The organism is Rubripirellula reticaptiva, assembly GCF_007860175.1.
GTDB classification, from domain to species: Bacteria; Planctomycetota; Planctomycetia; order Pirellulales; family Pirellulaceae; genus Rubripirellula; species Rubripirellula reticaptiva.
In genome coordinates this window covers 1,728,345-1,749,332 of sequence record NZ_SJPX01000001.1, presented here as the reverse complement: position 1 = coordinate 1,749,332, position 20,988 = coordinate 1,728,345, and the positions used below count along the sequence as shown (strand labels likewise).

Sequence of the window (20,988 nt, the reverse complement as noted above, 5' to 3'; positions counted from 1 at the left end):
ACTTATGGAACCTCTGTCGACGGTCTGCACTCAGGCAAACAATGAGTGGAACGTCAACCAACGTGCCGTCAACAGCGTTAGCACTAAGCAGCACCACCATGTTGCTCGGCGAGCGAAGGGAATTTCGCGAAACCAGAACAAAAGCCCAATTGAGATGGATGTGACGACGAATTTGAACATTATCAGTTGGGCGGGGTTGTCGATCAATTTGCTGCCCAACGGATTGAGCTCTCGCATCGAGCCATTTTGATTCGCAATCAGTGTCCAGATCAGATCGATCCCCGACATCAATCCAACAATGACGAGACACAAGACTGTTGCCTTCTTGATATTCTCCAAACCCGACGGGTCGTCGACGCCACCGAACATTGGCTGGGCATGGATCAACAGATGCCCGATCGCAACCACGACCAAGACAAGAGCGAACGTCGTCAACGGATAGCTGATTCGACTGCTCAACTCAATGGCCGCGGCAAAGTCATCAACTTGCCTTGCTTCTGCGTCCATTTTTTCTACGTGAAGCTTTGCTCGCTGAAGAAATGCGGGAGTCGCAACAAACTGACTCACCAGTTGTTCCCAAACCTCGCGTTCCGCTGGTGACTGCACTGCATCGGGAATCACCATGGCATCTTGAAACCCTGAATCGGTTGCAATCAGTGACGACAATAAGGCGTAGCTTTCCTCGCTAAGCGACAAGAACAAAGGTGGCCGCTCATTCTGCAAAACGACAATCGTGTTGAGGCGAAGCGTGTCGAGTTCGCGAAAGAACGTTCTGGCAGAGACGCTGCCCGACGGCTCTGCGAATTCCGCCTGACGTTCCCGTCCACGATCCCATCCACCGTCCCGAAATCCCATTCCTCGACGACCACCTTCGCCTCCTCTACGCCTGGCAGAATCGAGATTCACCAAACCGCTCAAATCGAACGCATCCGCTGAATAGTCAGCTCCGTTGATGCGGATCAAGTCTTTCTCAAAATCAGCTTCAATCTTGTACGGCGGCTGCAGGTACTCTCCGTTGACAAACAGATACCCCCTCTCAGTCTCAATCGGCATTCTCGAGTCCGACTCTGTTCGCGAGAATCGACCTGGCTGAGCGTGCAGGGTAGTCACTGCCAAAATCGTCAACATTACTGCTGCAATCATGCGGGGAAAAACAATAACGCGAGTCGATGGCAGATTCATTTTAGTCCAATTGGTCGTGGGCAATCACGTTGATCATTAGGGATAACCCCACGTTCTGTTCTAGGTTGCGGTTCGACCGAAGTATTTTTTGGGCTAGATCGCCCTGAGAGCCGTATGCCGGATCGCTAGACAGAATGTCTAGGCAGCTGATTGACTCTCAATCAAACTGATTCTCGAAGATCCCAGCCCGTAAGCGTGTTTTGCATAGTGGCTTTGGAAGCAACGCGGCAGACGAGAAATTTGAATCGCCCCCTTTTTTCAAGGAGCTATGAACTGGAAGATTTTGCCCCTGGTGATTGCTATCTTAGCGATGGGATCCAGGGCAGCTTTCGCCGACGACCACCCGATAGTGATTGGGCGCGGTGCTGGCTTGTTCAAGGTCGGCGAGGTACTGGCAAAAAACGACCTTGAAAACTTGAACAACTGGGAAGTTCAGATCCAGCAGCGATCCGGTTTTCCACCAGCGAAGGTTACAGCGCGCGGTCACGCGTTCGACTGCCTGCTGCCAGGAATCGGCTGCACGGTGTGGTTCAAACAGAAACTCTCGACGCACGTCACCATTGCGTACGACGTACTTTGCCCGACGCCGCAACCAGCGATCAAAGGGGCACAGCCGCGCGACATCAACAACTTCTGGATGGCCAACGATCCGATGGTTCGCAACGAAGGCCTGTTCGATCCGCAACGGTACAACGAGAATTTTTCTTCCTATGAAAAGATCCACGGCTACTACGCCAGTACCGGTGGTGGTGGCGCCATCGCCAACCTAACAACGTGAATGCGACGATATCCACGCGAGTCGAACGGTAAGCCAGCGGAGCATCTAGCCCTCAACGACAAAGATGAGAAACCGGGTTACCTGATCACACCCGACAAATTGATGCCGGTGCGACTGGTCGCCTACGACGATAGGATCCAGTACATCGTCGACGGAAAACTGATTTACGAAATTGCAAGCGGCGATACGATCCAGGTCGAAGGACGTGACAGCCAAGACGACCCTACAGTCCAAAAAACAATCTACGACCTCAATCGATTTCCATTTTACCGAGACGGCTATTTCGGATTTCGCATGTTGGGCACTCACCACATCTACACGAACTTCCGCGTCCATGCGTTGGTTCCCGATGTCGACGTCGACACAGCGCGCAGCGACCCCGGCACTCAGTAACGTTCCCCATCTAACTTCGATCGAAGTCAGTTCGTTATCAGATCTGCGTGTGGCGGTGAAAGGCAATGTGCAAAGAATAGCGATGAAAACGGGGCACGACTCGCTAACGACGAACACTAATCTTCACCAAATCATCGTGACAGGCGATGGCTTAACCATTCAGGGCCGACGTGCGATTCAGGTAGCTTGAGCTGGCACGATCGAGTCATTTCCACGATCTTGGTTAAGTTGACTCTGTGTTCACGGAACCATGATTGGAGCAATCGCGTTGCCCAAGAAAAGGGAACCTAATTTGAGGTCGAGAGCATCGTACAAGACTTTGCCGAACTGCCTGATCCGCGATCGCTTGTCACAAAGCGTCATCTTCTTGGAGACATGAACATGATCAGCACTATGGCTGTCATTGCTGGTGCAGAAGGGCCCAAGCCAATCAGTGTTTGTGCCAAGAGCAATGAACATTGACTGACCGATCGCCTTTAGCTTCCCAATGGAATTCCGTCTCACACCACAATTGGTCGTGTGCTGATGACAATCAAGCCAGCCGCGTTTCAAGTTTGCTTCGAGCGTTCGACCAAGCGTTTTTCTGGTAACCGCCAGAAGGACAGGTTGGGCGTCATTGCAATTGATGGCAAGTCGTCTGGTGCAGTCATGCCAAGGCGGCTGGCTGGAAACCAAACTTCCTCGCGTAAGTACTTGGAGTTCCAAAGATTTATTCTGCGTCGGTCCGATCTTGAAAGCCCATCCAACACCACAGTCGCATCACGCTGGACACTCGCTTCGGTCCCAAACATCTAATTCAATCTTTTGGCAGGATTCTTGTTAACGAATCTTATTGACGTGCGGCATACGTGAGAATCGGGACTTTCAAACGCCGGACCAAGCATGGACGAGAATCGAAAACGCGAAGAATTTGCACAGTGCTGGCTAAACGCTGAGCCTTCGATCTCGGCGTATATCTTTGCGGCTGTGTCGGGGTTCCACGACGCTGAAGATGTCGTGCAGCGAGTTGCCCAAGAGCTTGCTCGGCGGTTCAACGAATACGACTCGAATCGCCCATTCATTGGCTGGGCCTTGTGGATCGCCAAGTCACGGGTAGTCGATTTTTACCGAATGCAGGGCCGCAATCAGTTGGTTTTTTCCAATGATTTGCTACAGCGGCTCGGCGAGACAATTGCCGAGCAAGCTGAAACCAGAGATCGGCGCCGGGAAGCTTTGGAAGCCTGCCTCAACGGGCTACCCGAGAACTCACGCAGGCTGCTGGATCTGCGTTATGTCGATGACCTCTCGGCCTCGCAGGTCGCCGAATCGATTGGATCGACGACGGGTTCGGTTCGTGTACTTTTATCGAGAGCACGCAATGCCTTAGCTGACTGCGTTCAGCGCCGCCTTGCCGGAGAGCATGCATGATGCCGATTGACGACGAATTGATTGATCGCTTCATCGATGGTGAGGCATCGGATGATGAAGCTGCCGAGATTGTACGGTGGCTCGAAGAGACGGAGAATCTGCAGCGATTCGCCCGCCGTGCCGAATTACATTCTGACCTGCGAAGTTCTCTGCTGCGCAAAAACATTCAAGCCGAAGCGATCGGTGCATGCGAGGAAGTCAAAGCCGAACCTGCACGCACCTTGCCCGACCCGTCGGTCGGCCGGCTAGGGCGTCCTGTGCAATTCGCAGTTGGGTTCGCCGTGGCCGCGCTAGTGACGGCTGCATGTCTGATAATTGCGTTTTGGATTCCAACCGATGAACAGGAACCTGTTGCATTGAACGGGAACCTTGCAACCGTCGTCAGCCAGATTGATGCAGTGCTAACATCCGGCCGGTCAAACTGGAACAAACCAGATTTGGTGGCTGGCGAGTATCAACTCAAGCAAGGTTTGCTGCATCTGCGATTCGATGGCGGAGTGATGGTTTATGTCGAGGCTCCTGCGCAATTTCATGTGTCCAGCGGCAAACGCTTGGTCCTGCACCGCGGTCGACTGTCAGCCAATGTGCCGCCCGCGGGCGTCGGGTTTGCGGTGGATACACCCGAAGCGGAAGTGATTGACTTTGGAACTGAGTTTTCCGTCGACGTCGAATCAGGCACAAGTGAAGTGCATGTATTCAATGGTCTTGTTCGTGTTCAGCCGCGGCCTGCACAAGATGGTGTCGCCACAGAAGCGGTTGACCTGCGAACGTCTCAAGCCGTCAAGATCGAAGCCTCAACGCAAACGTCGTCGAAAATTGAGCTTGCCACGGAACGTTTCATCCGCAGTTTTGATGAGCCGAAACGGATGTACCTGCGTTCGCTAAAGCAGTTATCACCGGTTGCTTATTACCGAATGGGAATCCGCGACTATGGACTGGTTTCTCATCCGTCTCAGTATTCAGGTGAGGTATTGATTGATCGTGATTCGGTCGCTGGCGGCAGTCGCCCGCCTCATGCACCTGGCGTGTTTGCGGGAGGTTCGTTGCGTGTAGGAACGGGCTCGACGGGCCGTGGCGGGCGAGTCACGACTTTGCCGCCGTTGGAATCCGGGCAATTCACGCTCGCTGTCTTTGTGTATCTCGAAACCGAAACCCCCAACGGTATCGTGACGACAAACATTCGTAACGAGAAAGGCAGCTTCGCATTGTCACTCGATGAACGGGGGGCGCTCCGAGCAATAGTTCGAGATCGCGATCGAGAATTGCAATCAGTTATCAGTAACGCATCGCTACCACTATCAACGTGGCGTCACATCGTCGTCACCGCCGACGGCGACCATCTGCGATTTTACGAGGACGGCCAACTTGTGTCGTCAGTATCATGCAAGCCGATTGCACGTGCCGCCAATGAAACTCTTTGGTTTGGCACAGACGCTGGCGGGCGAGGGCAATGGAATGGCCGCATCGATGAATTGGCATTGTTCGACAAAGCACTTAGCGAATCGGAGATCGCGGAGCTTTATCAGGCGGCTGTGGATGAGATAGCAAGAGCAAAATAGAAACAACCGAACTATAAATGCGACGCGCAAGCGAGTGTATACGCCCCCCTCCTCGCTTGCCGTGCAAGCCAGAATCAACGTGAGAACCACCAAATGTCCACAATCCCGAAACGTTTGATCCTTATTTGCCTAATCGCTGTTCCTCTGATTGCTCTCTGGATTGGGCTACCTGCCGCAACTGCTGCCGAAGCTTCGACAAAGCCAAACGTCGTTTACATCATGTCCGACGATGTGGGGTGGGGAGACCTAAGCGTGCATGGCGGCGGCGTGCCCACGCCGAATATCGATCGGCTTTTCTCGCGAGGCGTGGAACTGACTCAGTTCATGGGCTGGTGCGTGTGCTCGCCGACACGCGCGATGTTGCTAACCGGGCGTCATCCGATCCGCGTCGGGACAGGGCCCGAAGTAGGCGGCGAGTTAGCGTTGGAAGAAACGACCATCGCCGAAGGCTTCAAGGCCAACGGTTATCGCACTGGCGTCTTTGGCAAATGGCACAACGGCAACGATCCCGATACGCCGGAATTCCGCGCCGCCTTCGCCGAAGCCTACAAAACGATGCCCAATAAAAGGCTTGAGGGTGGTCACGGCGTGAACGCACACGGCTTTGACGAAGCGTGGATTTATTACGGTGGCGGGGCGGACTATTTCAGTCGAGTCACGGTCAAAGGCAACGGTCCGGTGTCGTGGTGGCACAACCTTGATTTCCGTCCTCAGGACGAAGGCTATACCGATGATCTTGTCACCCAGCGTGCCATCGACTTCATCCGCGACAGTAAGGACCAGCCGTTCTTTTGTTACGTTCCGTTCCACATTGCTCACGCGCCGCTGCAAGCGAAAGAGGACGATCTCGCTGCCATCGATCCGAAACTTGCCGCTAAGCTTCACGCCGCCAGTGAAAAAACAACTGAAGAGGATAAACGGGTCCACGCGGCGATGCTTCATTCGATGGACTTGAATGTAGCCGCGATTGAGGCCGAGCTTGAAGAGTTAGGTTTGAGCGAGAACACGATCCTGGTTTTCACCAGCGACAACGGGGCGATGGAGGCTGGTAGCAGCCTTCCCTTGCGAGGCCACAAGCACTCGATCTATGACGGTGGCGTGCGTTTACCGACAGTGTTCTATTGGCCCAAAGGCGGATTGGTGGGTGGCAAGAAATGGGACGGACTCTGCGGCGCGCTGGACATTTTCCCCACGCTGATAGGAATGACCGGTTCGACGATGCCACAAACTCGACCTCTCGACGGCAAGGACGTTTGGCCAGCGCTTCGCGATAACGAGCCCAGCCCTGTCGAAAGTTACTACTTTGTTTGGCGCGACGAAGACGCGATTCGCACTGACAAGTGGAAGCTGCACCGCTTCTCGAGTCGCTTTGAACTCTATGACACCGTCGCGGACGAAATTGAAGCAAACAACGTCGCAGATTCTCATCCCGATGTTGTTGAGTCGCTCACTGCCAAGATGGACGCTTGGACTGATTCACTCGATCTCGCCCTTGGCCATCAGCCCGCGCCAGCGAAGTATCACGCCGCCGCCGCACCCGATGGCGAAGTGCTTGCCGTTACCGTTACGATTTCGGACAAGGCTAAACCACGGGATCGACTTTCAATCTCGTTGGCGAATTGGAATGGCACCCAGTACGCGACCGATTGGATCGAGTACGACATCGCTTTCTCGCCAAATGTGTCTAAACGACATCCCTATTTCTCTACGCTCGAGGGCAACAATTCAAAACCTTTTGAGCCACTCTTCAAACTCGGAACTGGCGTGGATCAGTTTGGTCGAGATCAAGTCACCGGTCCCGGCATCGCGGATGGCAATAGCGTGTGGGAGCATCGGATCGTAGGCCTAAGCAGCACCGCACCGGGACCGTTGGGCAAACACGGCGTCGTGTTTACCGGCGGAAAGTCTGGCACGTTTACAGTCTATCTTGACAACCTTCGCATCCGTCATGCCGACGGCAGTACGACCCCGCTGTGGACCAACCGCAGGGACACACGTGCCGGAAAGTTTCAGGAAAACGAGTTTTTCAAGGACATCAAGGTTCAAACGATTGACGTCGCGGAAGTCAGCAAGTAACCGTGCGGCAAGATCGTCGAACAGGGGACGAGGCAGTCGTCAACGGCAGTCACCTAACAGATAAAAAATGAAAACAACCAAACTCGTTTACGTCACTTTATCCCTGCTGATTTTGGGTAACACGGCGGTCACGGTATCGGGTGTCGAATCGCAACAGCCCAATATTGTGCTCCTGCTGGCGGACGATCTTGGCGGCAGCGACCTGCATTGCTACGGGCATCCGTATTCACGTACGCCCAATATCGATTCGCTCGCGAGAGACGGCACTCGCTTCATCCAGTTCTATGCGACAGGTGCAACCTGCTGTCCGGCACGCACTGGGTTAATGACCTCCAAATATCCGGCTACCTATCCGTCTTACCCCGCAAATGGCGGCTTCGCGGACCGCGTCACTGTTACCGAATTATTGAAAAAGCAAGGCTATGACACGGGGCATTTCGGCAAGTGGCACATCGGGCCGGTGCAGAAGCCTGGAACCTACGGCATTGATTCAATCAATTCGAGCGATGAGAAACAGGGTGGAAAGAAAAAGCAGCTAGGCGAGGAACGCGGACGCGACGCGCCCATCTACGACGACGCCATCAAGTTTATCGAACAACACAAAGGTGGCCCGTTCTATGTGAACGTGTGGGGTCACATCTCGCACAATCCTGTGAATCCCAGCGACAGGTTGGTGAAACCCTGGAGCGAGCTGACCGTGAAGGACAGCGATTTCCCCCCGCAGATGTACGACAAGTTCAACGCGGTGCGAAAAGCCGGCGGTGACGTGGACGACGCAATGCGTTGTTATCTCGCCGATGTCCAGTCGCTCGACGATAACGTAGGGCGACTGCTTAAGCGACTCGATGAACTCGGACTGCGCGAAAACACCATTGTCGTCTTCAATAGCGATCAGGGCGCAGACATGACCAAGGCATCCCTCGGCGGATTGCGTTTCAATCAAATGGGCTTCAATGGACCGGTTCGTGGCGGCAAACACACGCACTGGGAAGGTGGTGTGCGCGTGCCCTGGATCGTCCGCTGGCCCGGCCATGTTCCCGCTGGACGCACCGACAAGACGTCGGTCCTCAGTGGCGTTGATTGGCTGCCAACGCTGTGCGCGATCACCGGCATCAAGATCAATGCCAACAAATTTGACGGCGAAGACGTCTCGGCTGCTTGGCTTGGTCAAGGACCGCACCTGCGCGCCAAACCTCTGCTTTGGAAAACCAGCTCGCCCGGCAGTGAGTCCTACATTCGCGAAGGCCAATGGAAACTGCGTCATCCCACACGCAGGAACGGTGGTGAAGTCGAGCTTTACAACATCGCAGCTGATCCCGCCGAGTCGAGCAATGTCGCCGATCAACATCCCGACATCGTGAAGACGCTCTCCGCGAAAGTGCAAACCTGGGTCGCCTCCCTTCCCAAGGACTACGTCAAGACGAAGGACCAGGAAGACTAAATGAATAACTCTAATTTTCGATCCGCGACCATCCGAGCATGTCAACCTAGCAACAACCGTGATACCGGTGCGCAAAATCGATCACGCTTGCTCTGGTGCATGTTCTTCATGCTCGCCGTCCCGATTCCACGGTCACTTTCGGCTGCAATCGTAGCGGACTCATCAAATCCCCAGCTCGCATTTGCGATGCAAGAAGTCGAAGCAGCACTGAAGGAGGCGAAACGAGAGGATCTACAGGTTACGATCGTGATCAAATCAGATCCGACAAACCCGGAAGCGTTTCAAATTCAGTTGACGGGGCCGAACCAAGTTCAGGTTGTTGGTGCAGACGCCAACGGAGCCATGTATGGCGGGATCGAAGTCGCCGAATATTTAAAATTGGGTCTGCCGATTTCGAACGCGCAGCGTAAGTCGTTTGTGGCGAAACGAGGAATCAAGTTCAACATCCCGCTGGATGCTCGCAGCCCTTCCTACGACGACTCAGGCGACGCGGCGAATGAAAACGTCGAACACATGTGGGACTTTGACGGATTCTGGAAGCCGTATCTCGATGACTTGGCGCGCTATCGGTACAACGTTTTGAGCCTGTGGACCTGCCATCCTTATCCACACATGGTCAGAACCCCAGGTTTCGAGCAAGCGGTCGAAGCTGATGTGTACAAAGTACGCGATGGCGTTTTGAAGCATGACTCCAAGGGAAAATTCATCGCCAGAAACTTCGATCCCAACGATGACGAATGGGAAGAAGGTTACCTAGATTCAAACCAGGATGGCGTCGTCGATACCAATGACAACACGCTGGCGTTGGTGAAGCGGATGACGATCGACGAGAAGATTTCGCATTGGAAAAAGGTCTTCCAGCACGCTGGTGATCGCGGCATTCAGATAACGCTGTTTCACTGGAACGTTTTTACCTACGGTGCAACGGGAAAGCACGGCATCACCACCGATCAAACCGATCCCGACACAATCGCCTATCTGCGTGCAGCTGTAAAAGAACTGGTGCTGAACTATCCGTCGATTACTGCCATCGGCGTGGCGGCCGGAGAGAATGACAACAAGTTCCTCAAGGGCGATCAGTCTACTGAAGCGTACATTTTCAAGACCTACGGCCTTGGCGTGATGGACGCAAAGGCTGATCCGCGTTGGGAGAATAACCGTGAGGTGCGATTCATTTTCCGCAATCACAGCACGAAAGTCGATGATGTTCAGGAACAGTTCGCCTCGAAATACGACGGACCTGTTGATGTCAGCATCAAGTACTGCGTGGGCCGGCTGTATTCATCAAGAAGACCCCTGGAGTGGGAAGCTCGCGCCATAAAAGACGGCTGGGTCGATGGTGGATACAAAATCTGGATGAACATCCGCAACGACGACATCTTCATGCACCGCTGGGGCAGCCCTGACTATGTTCGCCAATTCATTCGCGAGATGCCGCTAGAGCAATCTCCCGGTTTCATGATGGGTTCGGATGGCTACGTTTGGGGGCGCGTATTCTATTCCACGATTCCGGATCTGCAGGGTCAGCTGGAGATCGATAAGCATTGGTACAACTTTCGATTGTGGGGCGAACTCGCCTACAACAACGAACTTGGCGATGAGTATTGGACGGCAACCTTGAAGCATCGCTTCGGTTTGAATAATCACTCCGCAAAACTGCTCCACGACACCTGGCAAACGGTATCCGAAGTGGTTCCGCAGTTGAATCGAGCTGTCTTTGAGGGAACCGATGCGGCATTCGCGCCGGAAGGCTGCCTGACGGGATTGGCGTCGGCCACCGGATTCCTGACGATTCCGCAGTACTACTATGGCGAGGGGCCACCAGTTTATCGACGTCAGCCAATGCGATTGAGGAAGAGTCCGCCTGGAGACGAGGTGCAATGTGTCTCCGTTCCCGAATGGGGTAACGCCTATCTGGCGGATAAGCTGGATCAGTTTGGCAGCGACCGACTGACTCCCCTGCAGGTGGCCGACAAGCTTGAAGCATATGCCAACACGGTACGCGCCGCGCTTCCGGAATTACAAGCTGCGACTGAAAGCAATGTCGAGCTGCGGGATCTGTTTTGGGATATTGAAAGCATGGCATTGCTTGGTCGCTATTACGCCGACAAGCAACGCTGCGCTACGAAGTACTGGGTATATCGCGAGTCTGGCTTCGCTGACCAGTACAAGAAACTTCATGACGAAGCGATTGCCCACATCCAGGACGCGCAAAACCATTGGGAAGCGTATGCGGCAGTTCTTGATAAGCACTACCAACCGCAATTAATGTCGCGGACGCATTACCTGGACTGGAACAGCACTCTCAACAATGGAATGAAAATCCAGGCAGCTCATTTTGGCGTGAAACGGGAGACGAAGGACATCGTTGACAAAGCGTATCCGAAGAAAGCGAGTGGTCAGAAAAGCAAGAAGAAGAACTAGCACAACGCCAAGTCGGCAACATGAAAGTGCTGAAGTTCGTCACCGTCACAACAACAACAACAACAACAACAACAACAACATGCCGATGACCTGAAACCCGCACGAGACGAAATGCGAGCACCTTGCTAGGCGTCGGTTCATCGTCCAATCAAAGCAATCAACAACTAGCTGGCGACTCGTGCCGGCATACTTAGCAAACTCACCATCCACATTTTTTCGTCAGGACGAATTTTCGTGCTCAACAAAATTTCGCTGTGCCTTTTCGTTGCGGCCGCCTTATGCGGTCGGTCCCACGCCGACGAAAAGCCCAACATCGTCCTGCTGTTCATCGACGACTGGGCATGGAACGGATCGCCGGTTGCGATGGACGATTCGCTAAGGAACTCGCGAATGCCAATCTTGCAAATGCCGAACATCGAACGACTCGCTCGGGAAGGCATGAAGTTTCGCAATGCCTATGGGTCTCCACAGTGCTCGCCGTCGCGAGTGTGCGTTCAAACGGGCAAGTCTTCGCCTCGTAGCGGATTCACCGTCTACCTAAATGACCGGGGACAGGATTATTACGACGCGAAAGGCTATCCCGAATACCCGGTTATTCCGTGCGTTTCAGACATGACGATCGATCCCGACACGGTCACCATCCCTGAAGCACTCGCACCGCTTGGCTACGTCAGCGCCCACATCGGCAAGTGGCATATGCGAGGCAACCCTGGCGACGAAGGCTATGCGCTGCACGACGGAGACACGGACAACAACCCAGGTAACACACTAAAGACAGGTCTGAAGGAAGGTGAGATAAAGCCGCGGCGACTTCCTCTGGACTTGAAAGATCCCAAGCTGATGTTCAGCGTCACGGAAAAGGCGATCCGTTTCATGGAGGAACAAACTTCAGCTGGCAAACCGTTCTATCTGCAAATTTCGCACTACGCCATGCACGCCGGGCAAGAATGCCTACCAGCAACTCGCGATAAGTATGCCGATCATCCACTCGTACAAGCATGGTACAAGGCGAATCGCAAAGACAAAGACACCGTCAGACTCGGTGATGACCCGGCGGTTTGGTTTGGGATGGCGGATGATCTCGATGGACGCATCGGTGCGGTCCTGGATCGAATCAAGGAATTAGGAATCGAAGACAACACCTACGTCGTGATGATGTCCGACAACGGTTATCGGCATCATGAACTACACATCCAGCCCGGACTTACCCAGCCGCACCATGCCCACAAGTGGTGGGTTTGGCAGGGCGGCATTCGAGTCCCCATGATCGTGAAGGGTCCGGGAATCGAAGCGGGCGGAAGCTTCGCAGGCAACGTCGTCAACTACGACTTCCTGCCAACCTTTGTCGATTGGGCGGGCGGTAATTCTGGGGAACTGAAGAACATCGACGGCGTCAGTCTTGCCGGCTACATGGCAGGCAAGACTCCGGACGATGCTTTCCTGAATCGCAATCTGTATTTCCACTACCCGCACTACCGCGAAACGATGCCGCACTCAGCAGTCGTCTCGGGTAATCACAAGTTGCTGCATTTCTACGAACGACCCGACGTTCCGATGCTATTCGACTTGTCGAACGACATGAGCGAAGCAAGCAACATCGCGACGCAGCAACCCGAGCAACACAAGAAACTGTACGACGAAATGACTGCGTACTTCAAAGAAGTCGGCGCAAGAATCCCCAAGCCAAATCCCGACTACGACGCGGCCGTTTACAAAGACGACAAAGGATATGCGAAGCGTGTTCTGTGGGGACCGTTTGAAGGCGAACGACCGCTCGAGGAAGACGAAAAGTAGGCATGTTGCCAGCACTCGTTCCGGTGAGGTCTCGGCTTAGTACAAGCACGCAGCGCAAGCGTGTGCTAGGCCTTGATCAAGCGAAGCCTGCATTCGCGAATTTTTGAAGAACTCGAAAACCCTCGGCGTTTTACGCGTGTATTGGAGGTTACTAAGACTTCAATTCACGCACGCAAACGAGGGTTTCGAGCGAACGCTAAAGTAAGGCGACAGGCCAAAGCACGCTAGCGAAAAATGCTGCGGCCAATCGACAAAAATAAATGGTCCGGTGCTTCGCCGATGATTCGGCCCGAGAGCATCAAGTACGAACTGGCGGATAAGCAGCGAGCGATCGCCGCAGGCGGCATCGGCGCGCTGATCGAACTGGCCAAACGACTGGGCCTGCGAAAGGAAATCAATCGAGCCATTCCGCTCTTCAAGTTGTAGATGCCTTACGACGAGGCCGATCATGTCTTCAACATCGCTTTGAACCTGCTCGCCAGTGGCAATTGCCTTGAGCACATTGAAGTCCGCCGACAGGACGAAGCCTATCTTAGCGCAGTGGGCGCCGATCGGATTCCCGATCCGACCACCGAGGGTGACTTCTGTCGTCGCTTTGTTACAGCCGACGTGTTGCACTTGATGAACGCCTTCAATCGCGTACGTGCGAAAGTTTGGAAACAACAACTCGACGACTTCTTTGACTGTGCGGTCATCAAAGGCGATGGTACACAAATCGAAACGTCCGCCGAAAAGAAGTAAGGCATCGGCATCAACTACAAGGGACAATCGGGCTACCATCCACTGGTCGTCACGCTGGCCAATACACGCGAACCGTTGTTCAGCGCCAACCGAAGCGGCAATCGACCCAGCAATGAAAACTCCGCGTTCTACTTCGACCTTGCCGCTGAGCGTTGTCGCTCGGCGGGCTTTCGCAAAGTCTTCTTGCGAGGCGACACGGACTTCGCGCTGACGGAGAAGTTGATGTCGCCTGCGATCGATCGAGTTTCAGGATTCGCTCAAGGTCATCAACCAAAATTTGTTGTGACTGACGAGCGAGCGTTACCTGCTCCGCTAGGTTCGCCCTATCTTGCTGAAGCTGTTTGAGTGTTGTTGCGGCTTGATTCACCGTGATATCAAGTCGCTGCACAGTCAACGCGAATCGCTGTGGATCGATTTTTATCAGCGTTTCACCAGCGTCAACCTGTTCGCCGACCCGAAGATTTGGGTGCTTGAATACAATTCGCCCCTCCACTTCCGAAGCGATCGACAACACGCGATGAAGGACCACTTCGCCCGTCGTTTCGATGGTCAGCGGTCCATCGAGTGCATGGATTTCGGCGACTTCAACAACCGTTGCCTTGATGGCAGTCTTCGGCTTGCGAGGCACTTCCGGCGTCGAACCCATGGGGTAAAACGCGACGGCACTGCCGACAAGGATGATTGTCGGCAGCACGTAACGTGTGAGCCATCGTGTTTTGGAAACGAATCGATTCATGTTGGATCTGGAACGCTCAATCCAATCGTGTCGAAATGATTGGCGGCTCGTTTATTCTCGCCGTGAGGCTTCCATTTCTTCGGCTGAAATATTCCCGTCACCGTTGGTATCCATCTTGGCGAACATGCGTTCGGCGTTGCCGACGGCTTCCGCTCGAGTCAGGATGCCGTCGCCGTCGCGATCGATTTCTTTCATGTGACCTTTCAGAAAGCCGCCCATGGCGCTGCGTGATCCGCCGCGACTGTTCAATTCGGCATCGGTCAGCGTGTCGTCTTTGTCGGCGTCGTAACCATCGAAAGCCTTGGTCGCTTCACCAACGATTTCATCGCGACTGATGATCTTGTTCTTGTCGAGATCGATTTCGTCGGCATGAACCAGAATCCAAGGTTGACGTGGACCATCACCGGGTTGTGGTCCGCGCTGTCCACCAGCGTTTGGACCACCCGCATTCGGGCCGCCTACATTTGGGCCGCCCGCTTGATCGGGGCGATCGGCTTGTCCACCACCGGGGCCACGGAGTTCTTCGCCGGAGATTTGTCCGTCTTTGTTTTTATCGAGAGTGAGAAGTGCGGTTGTTGCGTTCTGTATCTCGGCTTTGTCGAGGATTCCGTCGCGGTTGGCGTCAAGTGCTTGAAGAAACGGATTGCCTCCTCCACCCTGTCGCTGACCGCCGCCTTGCTGTTGCCCTCCGCTGCCTTGACCGCCGCCTTGGCGGCCGCTGCCACCTTCTCGCTGACCTCCTTGGCCACCGCCGCCCCCACGCTGACCGTTGGGCTGGTTGGCCGGTCGGTCGCCTTGCGGTGGACGTTTTTCATCAGGAGACGGCGCTCCATTACGGTCGCCTCCACCGGCACCGCCGCCTTCACGCGGTGTATACGTTTCGGTTTTCGTACCTTGCTGCGATACAAAATTGAACCTTGCTGACCCGTCATCGGCGACGGTGTAGTTGATCGACCTTTTGTCGCCATCGACATCGTAGAGCAACACATAGCTGCCCCGCTTTGGACTCTCAAAGCCGTTGATCTTGGCACCCCTGAGTCCGGACAGTGACGGTCGCAAAGGTCGAGCTCGTGGCTGCGGATCAACTTGCCCGTCTCGTTCGACAACCTCGCCATAAAATCCCCCGTTCAAATAAGGGAATGTTTTTGTTGCGTGGTAGTGATACTTGCCATCGGGACCTTTGTGGCCGTTCAACCAATCGAGGTCCGTGGGAGGCTGTCCATTCGGGTCGTTGTAGCCGTAGATTGGATAGCCATCCAGAGCGACTGCCACGGCGCTACCCGCACCAACGATCTTCTCCAAATGAACCGGAGCGATGTGATAGTGGTAGTCGTCGGCTCGACCACAGTGCCCACCCCATTGGTCAAGTTCACCGGCTTGCAACGTATCCGTTTTGCCATCGTTCTTGATCGGATTGAAGATCGGTATCCCGTTGACCGCGACAGCAATCGCCCCACGAAAGAAATGCTCCTTCGTTGACATCGGATTCTTCGCTGGCACCGGATGCAACGGAATTCGATAAGCATTGTCACCGAAATACGCCTGCGGTAACGGTACTTGTTGTTGCCAAGCGGTAATGCCGATCATCATCGGATGCTCTGGCATGCCATTGGATTCAACGAAGAGGAAATCATTGTCGAACCGAACGTTTACGGTTTTCTCGAATGGTTGAAACAGCTTGGCCAGCTCGGGCACGGTTGCTTCCGCCCCGTTTTGAAATACGACGAAATGATGCTTCGGCGGCTCTGTGTTGAGCTGAACGATTTTCTGTTTTGCTTCAGGCAAAGGTGCGTGTGAATGGCCCTCGTGAGCGTTGGCGGTGCGGTCTGTCAACGCTGTGATCAACAACAGAGCAGCAGCGATGGCGAACCGACGCTGAAGGCGTTCAACAACAAAGCCCAGGGTCGCGAAGCGCACCCTGGGTAACGATAGTGAATCCAACTTCAACCCCAACGGGGTTGCACAATCCTTCGCTGGATTGGGCCGTTGGTTGTTGAACCCCGCTGAGGTTCCGGGCATATTTCGCTTACATACGCGGGGTGCGCTGCGCGATCCCGGGCTGTGTTGTTGCACCACTTCGCGGTCGATTCCACGTAGAACGTCAACGACTTCATACTGGACAGCATTCATGGGTCAATCTCTCGTTCAGATTTATGTTCACATTGTATTTTCAATAAAGTACCGAAAAGCGTTGCTACGGGATGCCGAATCCCGGAAGCGAATGCATGCGTACCTCGCCGGTGTATGTGGCAACCAAAAATGTCCAGCCGTCATCGTCGGTGGAGTGGAAGATCATGTTCATCTTCTGTGTCGGTTGGGGAAGACGATCGATATCGCAAAGTTGATCCGTGAACTGAAGAAGGATTCCTCTGAATGGGCGAAGACCGAATTGAAGATTGGAAACTTCTATTGGCAAACGGGATAAGGAGCGTTCTCGGCTAGCCCGAGTCACGTCGACGCGTTGAAGCAATACATCACGAATCAGGAAGAGCATCATCGGAAGGAAACGTTTCAAGAGGAATTCCGTCGGTTGTGTGCGAAGTATGGTGTTGAAATTGACGAGCGCTACGCTTGGGATTGAGATTCACGCCGAAAGCGTTCAACAGCACAGCCCGGGGTCGCGCAGCGCACCCCGGGTCTCGAATCCCGATCTACATCCAACCCCAACGGGGTTAAACAATCGGCGTCGCGATGTGAATGAGTCGAACTTGAACGCCGCAAGCTTTGTCGACTGGCTATTGCGATCTTGAACTTGCTATCTATCGAGGTGGCTTCTGTGAACCGTTTCCCCCGCCCACTTGTCGACCACCGCCGCCTTGTCGTCCGCCACCGCCACCTTGTGGCACGACTTCCGCTAATCCACGAAAGTCGGGGCGTTCTTTTCCATCGGGCGGTGATTTCACAAAGGTTCGGAACAAGACCAAGTTGTCCAGCTTCACATCATCGGACCAAATGAACTTCGCTCCGGTGAAGTCATGCTCAAAGTAGGGCTCCTTTGGCCCGACTTCTTCCTCGGTGTATTCTTTGGCGTTAGGCCAATTGCTGTCGTCAAACTGGACGGTGAACCAATCGTCAGGAACTGGAATACTCTCGACGCGCGGGTTCTTCATGTCGCCATCAATCGGCCCCCAAGAGAACTTCTTCGCTTTCCATGACGCGTTGGTCACGGTACCGTCGCCAAACTTCAAGATGAATCCGCCATCACCGATGCTGGTGTTTGCGTATTCCATTCCAGTTTTAGGATCAGCGTTGTCGATGCCCATGGCCGCAATCGTCATCGGATACGCAGGCAACACATCAACCGACACGACGTTGTGAGGAACAAACGCAACAGAATCGACGGCAACCAGTTCGCCATTGATGTAAAGCTTGAACGAGTTGTCCGCGTAGACGTTCGCTTTGATGGTGTCGTCGATGCGGGGCTTCCGAGGCGGTTGCTGTGCGTTCACGGTTGACAGAGCAACTGCCATCAACATCAGCGCACTTAGAGTTTGTGCAATTCGGTTCATCGCTTTTCCCTTCTGTTCGGATTTGGTTTCTTGTTTTTTTCCGTTTTGTTTCCACCACCGCCGCCCTTGCGTGCGACTGGTGGATTAACTGGGTCGTATTGCGGGTTTTGAGTCGCCATTTGGGCGTCAATATCGTCGAGATGCCTTACCAGTAAGCTGTCCAGTTCTTTCACCATCTGAGGCAACTGTTTCGACAGATCGTTTTGTTCGGAGATGTCTGCTGCAATGTCGAACAACGCGAGGCGGCCGTCCTCGTAGAACTTCATCAGTTTGCGATTGCCGAGGAATAACGCCGAATGCGGTCCGTCACCACCTTGATAATGCGGGAAATGAAACACCATTTCTTCACGAGGGCGTTTCACGTTGCCTTTGCCATCATCCAGCAAGTTGGCGAGACTGCCACCTTCTATGTCTCGTGGCAGCTTCGACGATGGAATCCCAGCCCATTCACAGTACGTGGGAAAAAAGTCATAGCCGACGACTCGTTCGTGGCACCATGAATCTGCTGGCACACCGGGACCGCGGACGATCATGGGACTACGAATGCCGCCTTCCCACACGCCACCCTTGCCACCGGCCAGACCGCCACGTTTGCCTCCTCCTTTGCCACCACCCCCGCCGCCACTGCCATTGTCGGACATGTAAATCACGAAGGTATTGTCGGCGAGTCCCAAAAGATCGATCGCATCGACGACAATGCCAACTCCGGTGTCCAGATTCTCTGCGATCGCCGCACTGCCGACTCGTTTGTCGTCGACACTGCTACCCATTTTCTGAGCGTACTTGGCCAGAGTGGTCTTCATCGCATTCTGCGGAGCGTGTAATGCGTGCCACGACATTTGAACGAAGAACGGCTTGCCAGCCTCCTTGTTTTTTCTCATGAAAGCCACAGCACGATCTGCCATGCCGAAGATGTCCGCAGGGTTCGGATCGCCGTAGTCGTGAGCGTACTCGTTGCCGATGTCGCCATCGCCCTCGTCATAGCCATTCGCTGCAGGTCCTCCGCCGTTTATATGCCACTTTCCATAATGAGCGGTCGCATAACCAGCAGACTGCAGAAGTTCGCCGATGGTGATTTCCGAAGCAGGAATCGAGCGAATATTGCGAGGTTCAACCATCTTGTGACCTTCTTCAGCTGGCGCTGCCTTCGTCCAGTGCATGGCAGCAGGACTCTTTCCTGTTTGCAGACTGATTCGAGTTGGCGAACAGACCGATGCCGGCGCATACGCCGCTGAAAACCGCATGCCTTGTGCGGCTAGCTTTTCGAGATTGGGAGTGTCGACGATGGAACTCTTCGACCAATCCAGATCGGGGTGCATGGGTACAGAAAGTCCATTCCACGCCTGATCGTCGGACATCATGAACACGATGTTCGGACGATCAGCGGCACGTGAGGCTGCCGATAAGAGCAACGTGATACAAAGTAGAAAAAATGTCTCACGCAAAGATGCAAGGACGCAAAGTTTCTTTATCGAGGTCATTCTATTTCTTCCTGCCTTGGCGTCTTCGCGCCTTTGCGTGAATCTCTTCGGTCCAACATGTACGAATAGCTCACATCGCCGTTCCGCTGGCTCCCGCCTTCAGCCGCCGGCAAATAAGCTCGGACGTAATCGACGCGAGCCGAATCGCCATCAACGCGGACTCGGACATGCCCACTGCTGCCTTGGATATCGCCGCTGAGATAGCCATATTCGACAGCACTCTTCGTGCCGCTACGCGGATGTCCCGGCTGCGGAACGAGTTGATAGACAATGCCGTCGAGGTCTTGCTTGATGAACATGTGGTCGTGTCCGTGGAAGACAATGTCGACGTCATGTTCAACCAACAATTGGTGAATTGGTTTCGACCAGTTTGGTCGTTTCGCTGCGAACTCATCTTCTCCTGATTCGTTTTTGCCCCCCCATTCCCAAAAGGGTGCAGCTTCCGCTCCACCCCGGTTGTTTCGATCGCTGCCACCGACCAAATGATGCAGGAATACGAATCGCAACTTGGCATCGCTTTGTTCCAGTGACTGCTTCAACCATTGATACTGATGTTCGCCGAGTGTCCAGTTCCAGTTGTCGCTTTCCCCGCCACGATTGCGAACGGTCGTGTGACGAAACGGATCAAGCACGATGAATTTACTGTCACCCCACTCGAATTGGTAGTAATTTTCCGGCAAGCCGACTTCTGCCTCACGATGTTCATTGCCGGTAAAAAAGTCATTCGGAAACGGATTCGGGAGGTAGCGTTTGCGAGTGGTCGTGGCCCAAACATTCGAGCCGCGATCACCTGACTCGCCATCGTGGTTTCCCAACGCAAAATACAACGATGCAGAATGACACAAGTGACCGAGGTAGTAACGCTGAGCCTGATACTGAGGCAGTGACAGGTCGGGCTTCACGTACTTGCCCGTCATGAACGTGTCGCCGAGAGCGAAGTGAAAGTCGGGCTGATCAGCCAACGCATTGCCAAGAGTTCGCAAGTAGACTTCGCCGCTAGTGTTCTCATCCAGATGCGAATCCGCCTGCACGGTGAAGACAAACGGACTGTCAGAAGCTCGCTGTGTGTGGAAGGTGTACTCGTCACTTTCCACCGTCTTGCCGTCTGATTCGTAGACAAGCCGGTAGTAGTATCGCGAGTTTTTGTTGAGCGAGCCAATCACGAAATCGAATGGCTCACCAGCGTGAAGCTGACGGACCTCGGTCTTGTTTGTGTGCTTTTCAGACTGATCGCCATAGCTCAGATACGCATTCACATCGCAGTGACATAGCACTCGAACGGTTCCACTGGTGTCCGTCAATCTTCCCAAAAGAATGTTGAAGGGATGATTTGGGACGTTGTTCACCGGAGGCGGTTCTGTGTAGCCGCCAAGTCGGCTTCCACCACCGCGTTGCTTCCCGTCTTGCGCGATTGCGTTTCCTGACGCAAGCATCGACATCGCAATGGCAATGACGAAAAGGAGAAGG

At 54.1% G+C, this 20,988-nt stretch carries 18 protein-coding genes; 12 read left to right on the top strand and 6 right to left on the bottom strand.

Features of this window, described 5'->3' with window-relative positions; all coding sequences use genetic code 11:
• Positions 1–30 precede the first annotated feature (30 nt).
• A complete protein-coding gene (locus tag Poly59_RS06260; protein WP_246151418.1) occupies positions 31–1,143 on the bottom strand; it encodes a DUF5658 family protein in 1,113 nt (370 codons plus the stop codon).
• Positions 1,144–1,450: 307 nt separating this feature from the next.
• Between Poly59_RS06260 and Poly59_RS06255 the strand changes: the two genes are divergently transcribed.
• The 11 genes from Poly59_RS06255 (at position 1,451) to Poly59_RS06205 (ending at position 13,795) form a co-directional block, all read left to right on the top strand.
• A complete protein-coding gene (locus tag Poly59_RS06255; protein WP_146533130.1) occupies positions 1,451–1,960 on the top strand; it encodes a DUF6250 domain-containing protein in 510 nt (169 codons plus the stop codon).
• Positions 1,961–2,353 carry a DUF6250 domain-containing protein gene (locus Poly59_RS06250; protein WP_146533129.1) on the top strand — a complete coding sequence of 131 codons (393 nt, stop codon included), beginning with the start codon at positions 1,961–1,963 and terminating at the stop codon, positions 2,351–2,353.
• Positions 2,354–2,659: 306 nt separating this feature from the next.
• Positions 2,660–2,815: a transposase family protein gene (locus tag Poly59_RS30595; RefSeq protein ID WP_146533293.1), complete on the top strand. Its 156-nt coding sequence runs from the start codon at positions 2,660–2,662 to the stop codon at positions 2,813–2,815.
• 420 nt (positions 2,816–3,235) lie between these two features.
• Complete coding sequence (locus Poly59_RS06240; RefSeq protein ID WP_146533128.1) at positions 3,236–3,760, top strand: sigma-70 family RNA polymerase sigma factor; 525 nt, start codon at positions 3,236–3,238, stop codon at positions 3,758–3,760.
• Positions 3,757–5,319 carry a LamG-like jellyroll fold domain-containing protein gene (locus tag Poly59_RS06235; protein WP_146533127.1) on the top strand — a complete coding sequence of 521 codons (1,563 nt, stop codon included), beginning with the start codon at positions 3,757–3,759 and terminating at the stop codon, positions 5,317–5,319. Before Poly59_RS06240 ends, Poly59_RS06235 begins: the two co-directional genes overlap by 4 nt.
• Before the next feature lie 93 nt (positions 5,320–5,412).
• The gene (locus Poly59_RS06230) at positions 5,413–7,395 is read left to right on the top strand and encodes a sulfatase-like hydrolase/transferase (RefSeq protein WP_146533126.1); all 1,983 of its coding nucleotides are present in this window, start codon (positions 5,413–5,415) and stop codon (positions 7,393–7,395) included.
• A gap of 67 nt (positions 7,396–7,462) precedes the next feature.
• Positions 7,463–8,836: a sulfatase family protein gene (locus Poly59_RS06225; RefSeq protein ID WP_146533125.1), complete on the top strand. Its 1,374-nt coding sequence runs from the start codon at positions 7,463–7,465 to the stop codon at positions 8,834–8,836.
• On the top strand, positions 8,837–11,260 hold the full coding sequence (locus Poly59_RS06220) for a hypothetical protein (RefSeq protein ID WP_146533124.1): 2,424 nt from the start codon (positions 8,837–8,839) through the stop codon (positions 11,258–11,260).
• Between the two features lie 234 nt (positions 11,261–11,494).
• Positions 11,495–13,054: a sulfatase gene (locus tag Poly59_RS06215; protein ID WP_390621431.1), complete on the top strand. Its 1,560-nt coding sequence runs from the start codon at positions 11,495–11,497 to the stop codon at positions 13,052–13,054.
• A gap of 234 nt (positions 13,055–13,288) precedes the next feature.
• Positions 13,289–13,480: a hypothetical protein gene (locus Poly59_RS06210; RefSeq protein ID WP_146533122.1), complete on the top strand. Its 192-nt coding sequence runs from the start codon at positions 13,289–13,291 to the stop codon at positions 13,478–13,480.
• Positions 13,481–13,795, top strand: coding sequence for a hypothetical protein (locus Poly59_RS06205; RefSeq protein WP_146533121.1), 315 nt, complete (start codon positions 13,481–13,483; stop codon positions 13,793–13,795). It abuts the gene before it with no gap.
• A 79-nt stretch (positions 13,796–13,874) separates the two neighbouring features.
• Here Poly59_RS06205 and Poly59_RS06200 read toward each other — a convergent pair whose 3' ends face one another.
• Together Poly59_RS06200 and Poly59_RS06195 are read right to left on the bottom strand one after the other, a co-directional pair.
• Positions 13,875–14,531, bottom strand: a complete 657-nt coding sequence (locus Poly59_RS06200; RefSeq protein ID WP_146533120.1) for an HlyD family secretion protein — start codon at positions 14,529–14,531, stop codon at positions 13,875–13,877.
• A 51-nt stretch (positions 14,532–14,582) separates the two neighbouring features.
• On the bottom strand, positions 14,583–16,661 hold the full coding sequence (locus tag Poly59_RS06195; protein WP_246151417.1) for a YHYH protein: 2,079 nt from the start codon (positions 16,659–16,661) through the stop codon (positions 14,583–14,585).
• Between Poly59_RS06195 and Poly59_RS06190 the strand changes: the two genes are divergently transcribed.
• On the top strand, positions 16,660–16,956 hold the full coding sequence (locus tag Poly59_RS06190; protein WP_246151416.1) for a transposase: 297 nt from the start codon (positions 16,660–16,662) through the stop codon (positions 16,954–16,956). The genes Poly59_RS06195 and Poly59_RS06190 overlap by 2 nt on opposite strands.
• A 334-nt stretch (positions 16,957–17,290) precedes the next feature.
• On the opposite strand, the gene Poly59_RS06185 is transcribed toward Poly59_RS06190, so the two are convergent.
• Genes Poly59_RS06185 through Poly59_RS06175 form a run of 3 tightly spaced genes read right to left on the bottom strand, consistent with a single transcriptional unit; the run spans position 17,291 to position 20,960 of the window.
• Positions 17,291–18,007, bottom strand: a complete 717-nt coding sequence (locus tag Poly59_RS06185; RefSeq protein WP_246151439.1) for a hypothetical protein — start codon at positions 18,005–18,007, stop codon at positions 17,291–17,293.
• Between the two features lie 29 nt (positions 18,008–18,036).
• Positions 18,037–19,521 carry a sulfatase-like hydrolase/transferase gene (locus Poly59_RS06180; RefSeq protein ID WP_146533118.1) on the bottom strand — a complete coding sequence of 495 codons (1,485 nt, stop codon included), beginning with the start codon at positions 19,519–19,521 and terminating at the stop codon, positions 18,037–18,039.
• Complete coding sequence (locus tag Poly59_RS06175) at positions 19,518–20,960, bottom strand: metallophosphoesterase family protein (RefSeq protein ID WP_146533291.1); 1,443 nt, start codon at positions 20,958–20,960, stop codon at positions 19,518–19,520. Before Poly59_RS06175 ends, Poly59_RS06180 begins: the two co-directional genes overlap by 4 nt.
• Positions 20,961–20,988 lie beyond the last annotated feature (28 nt).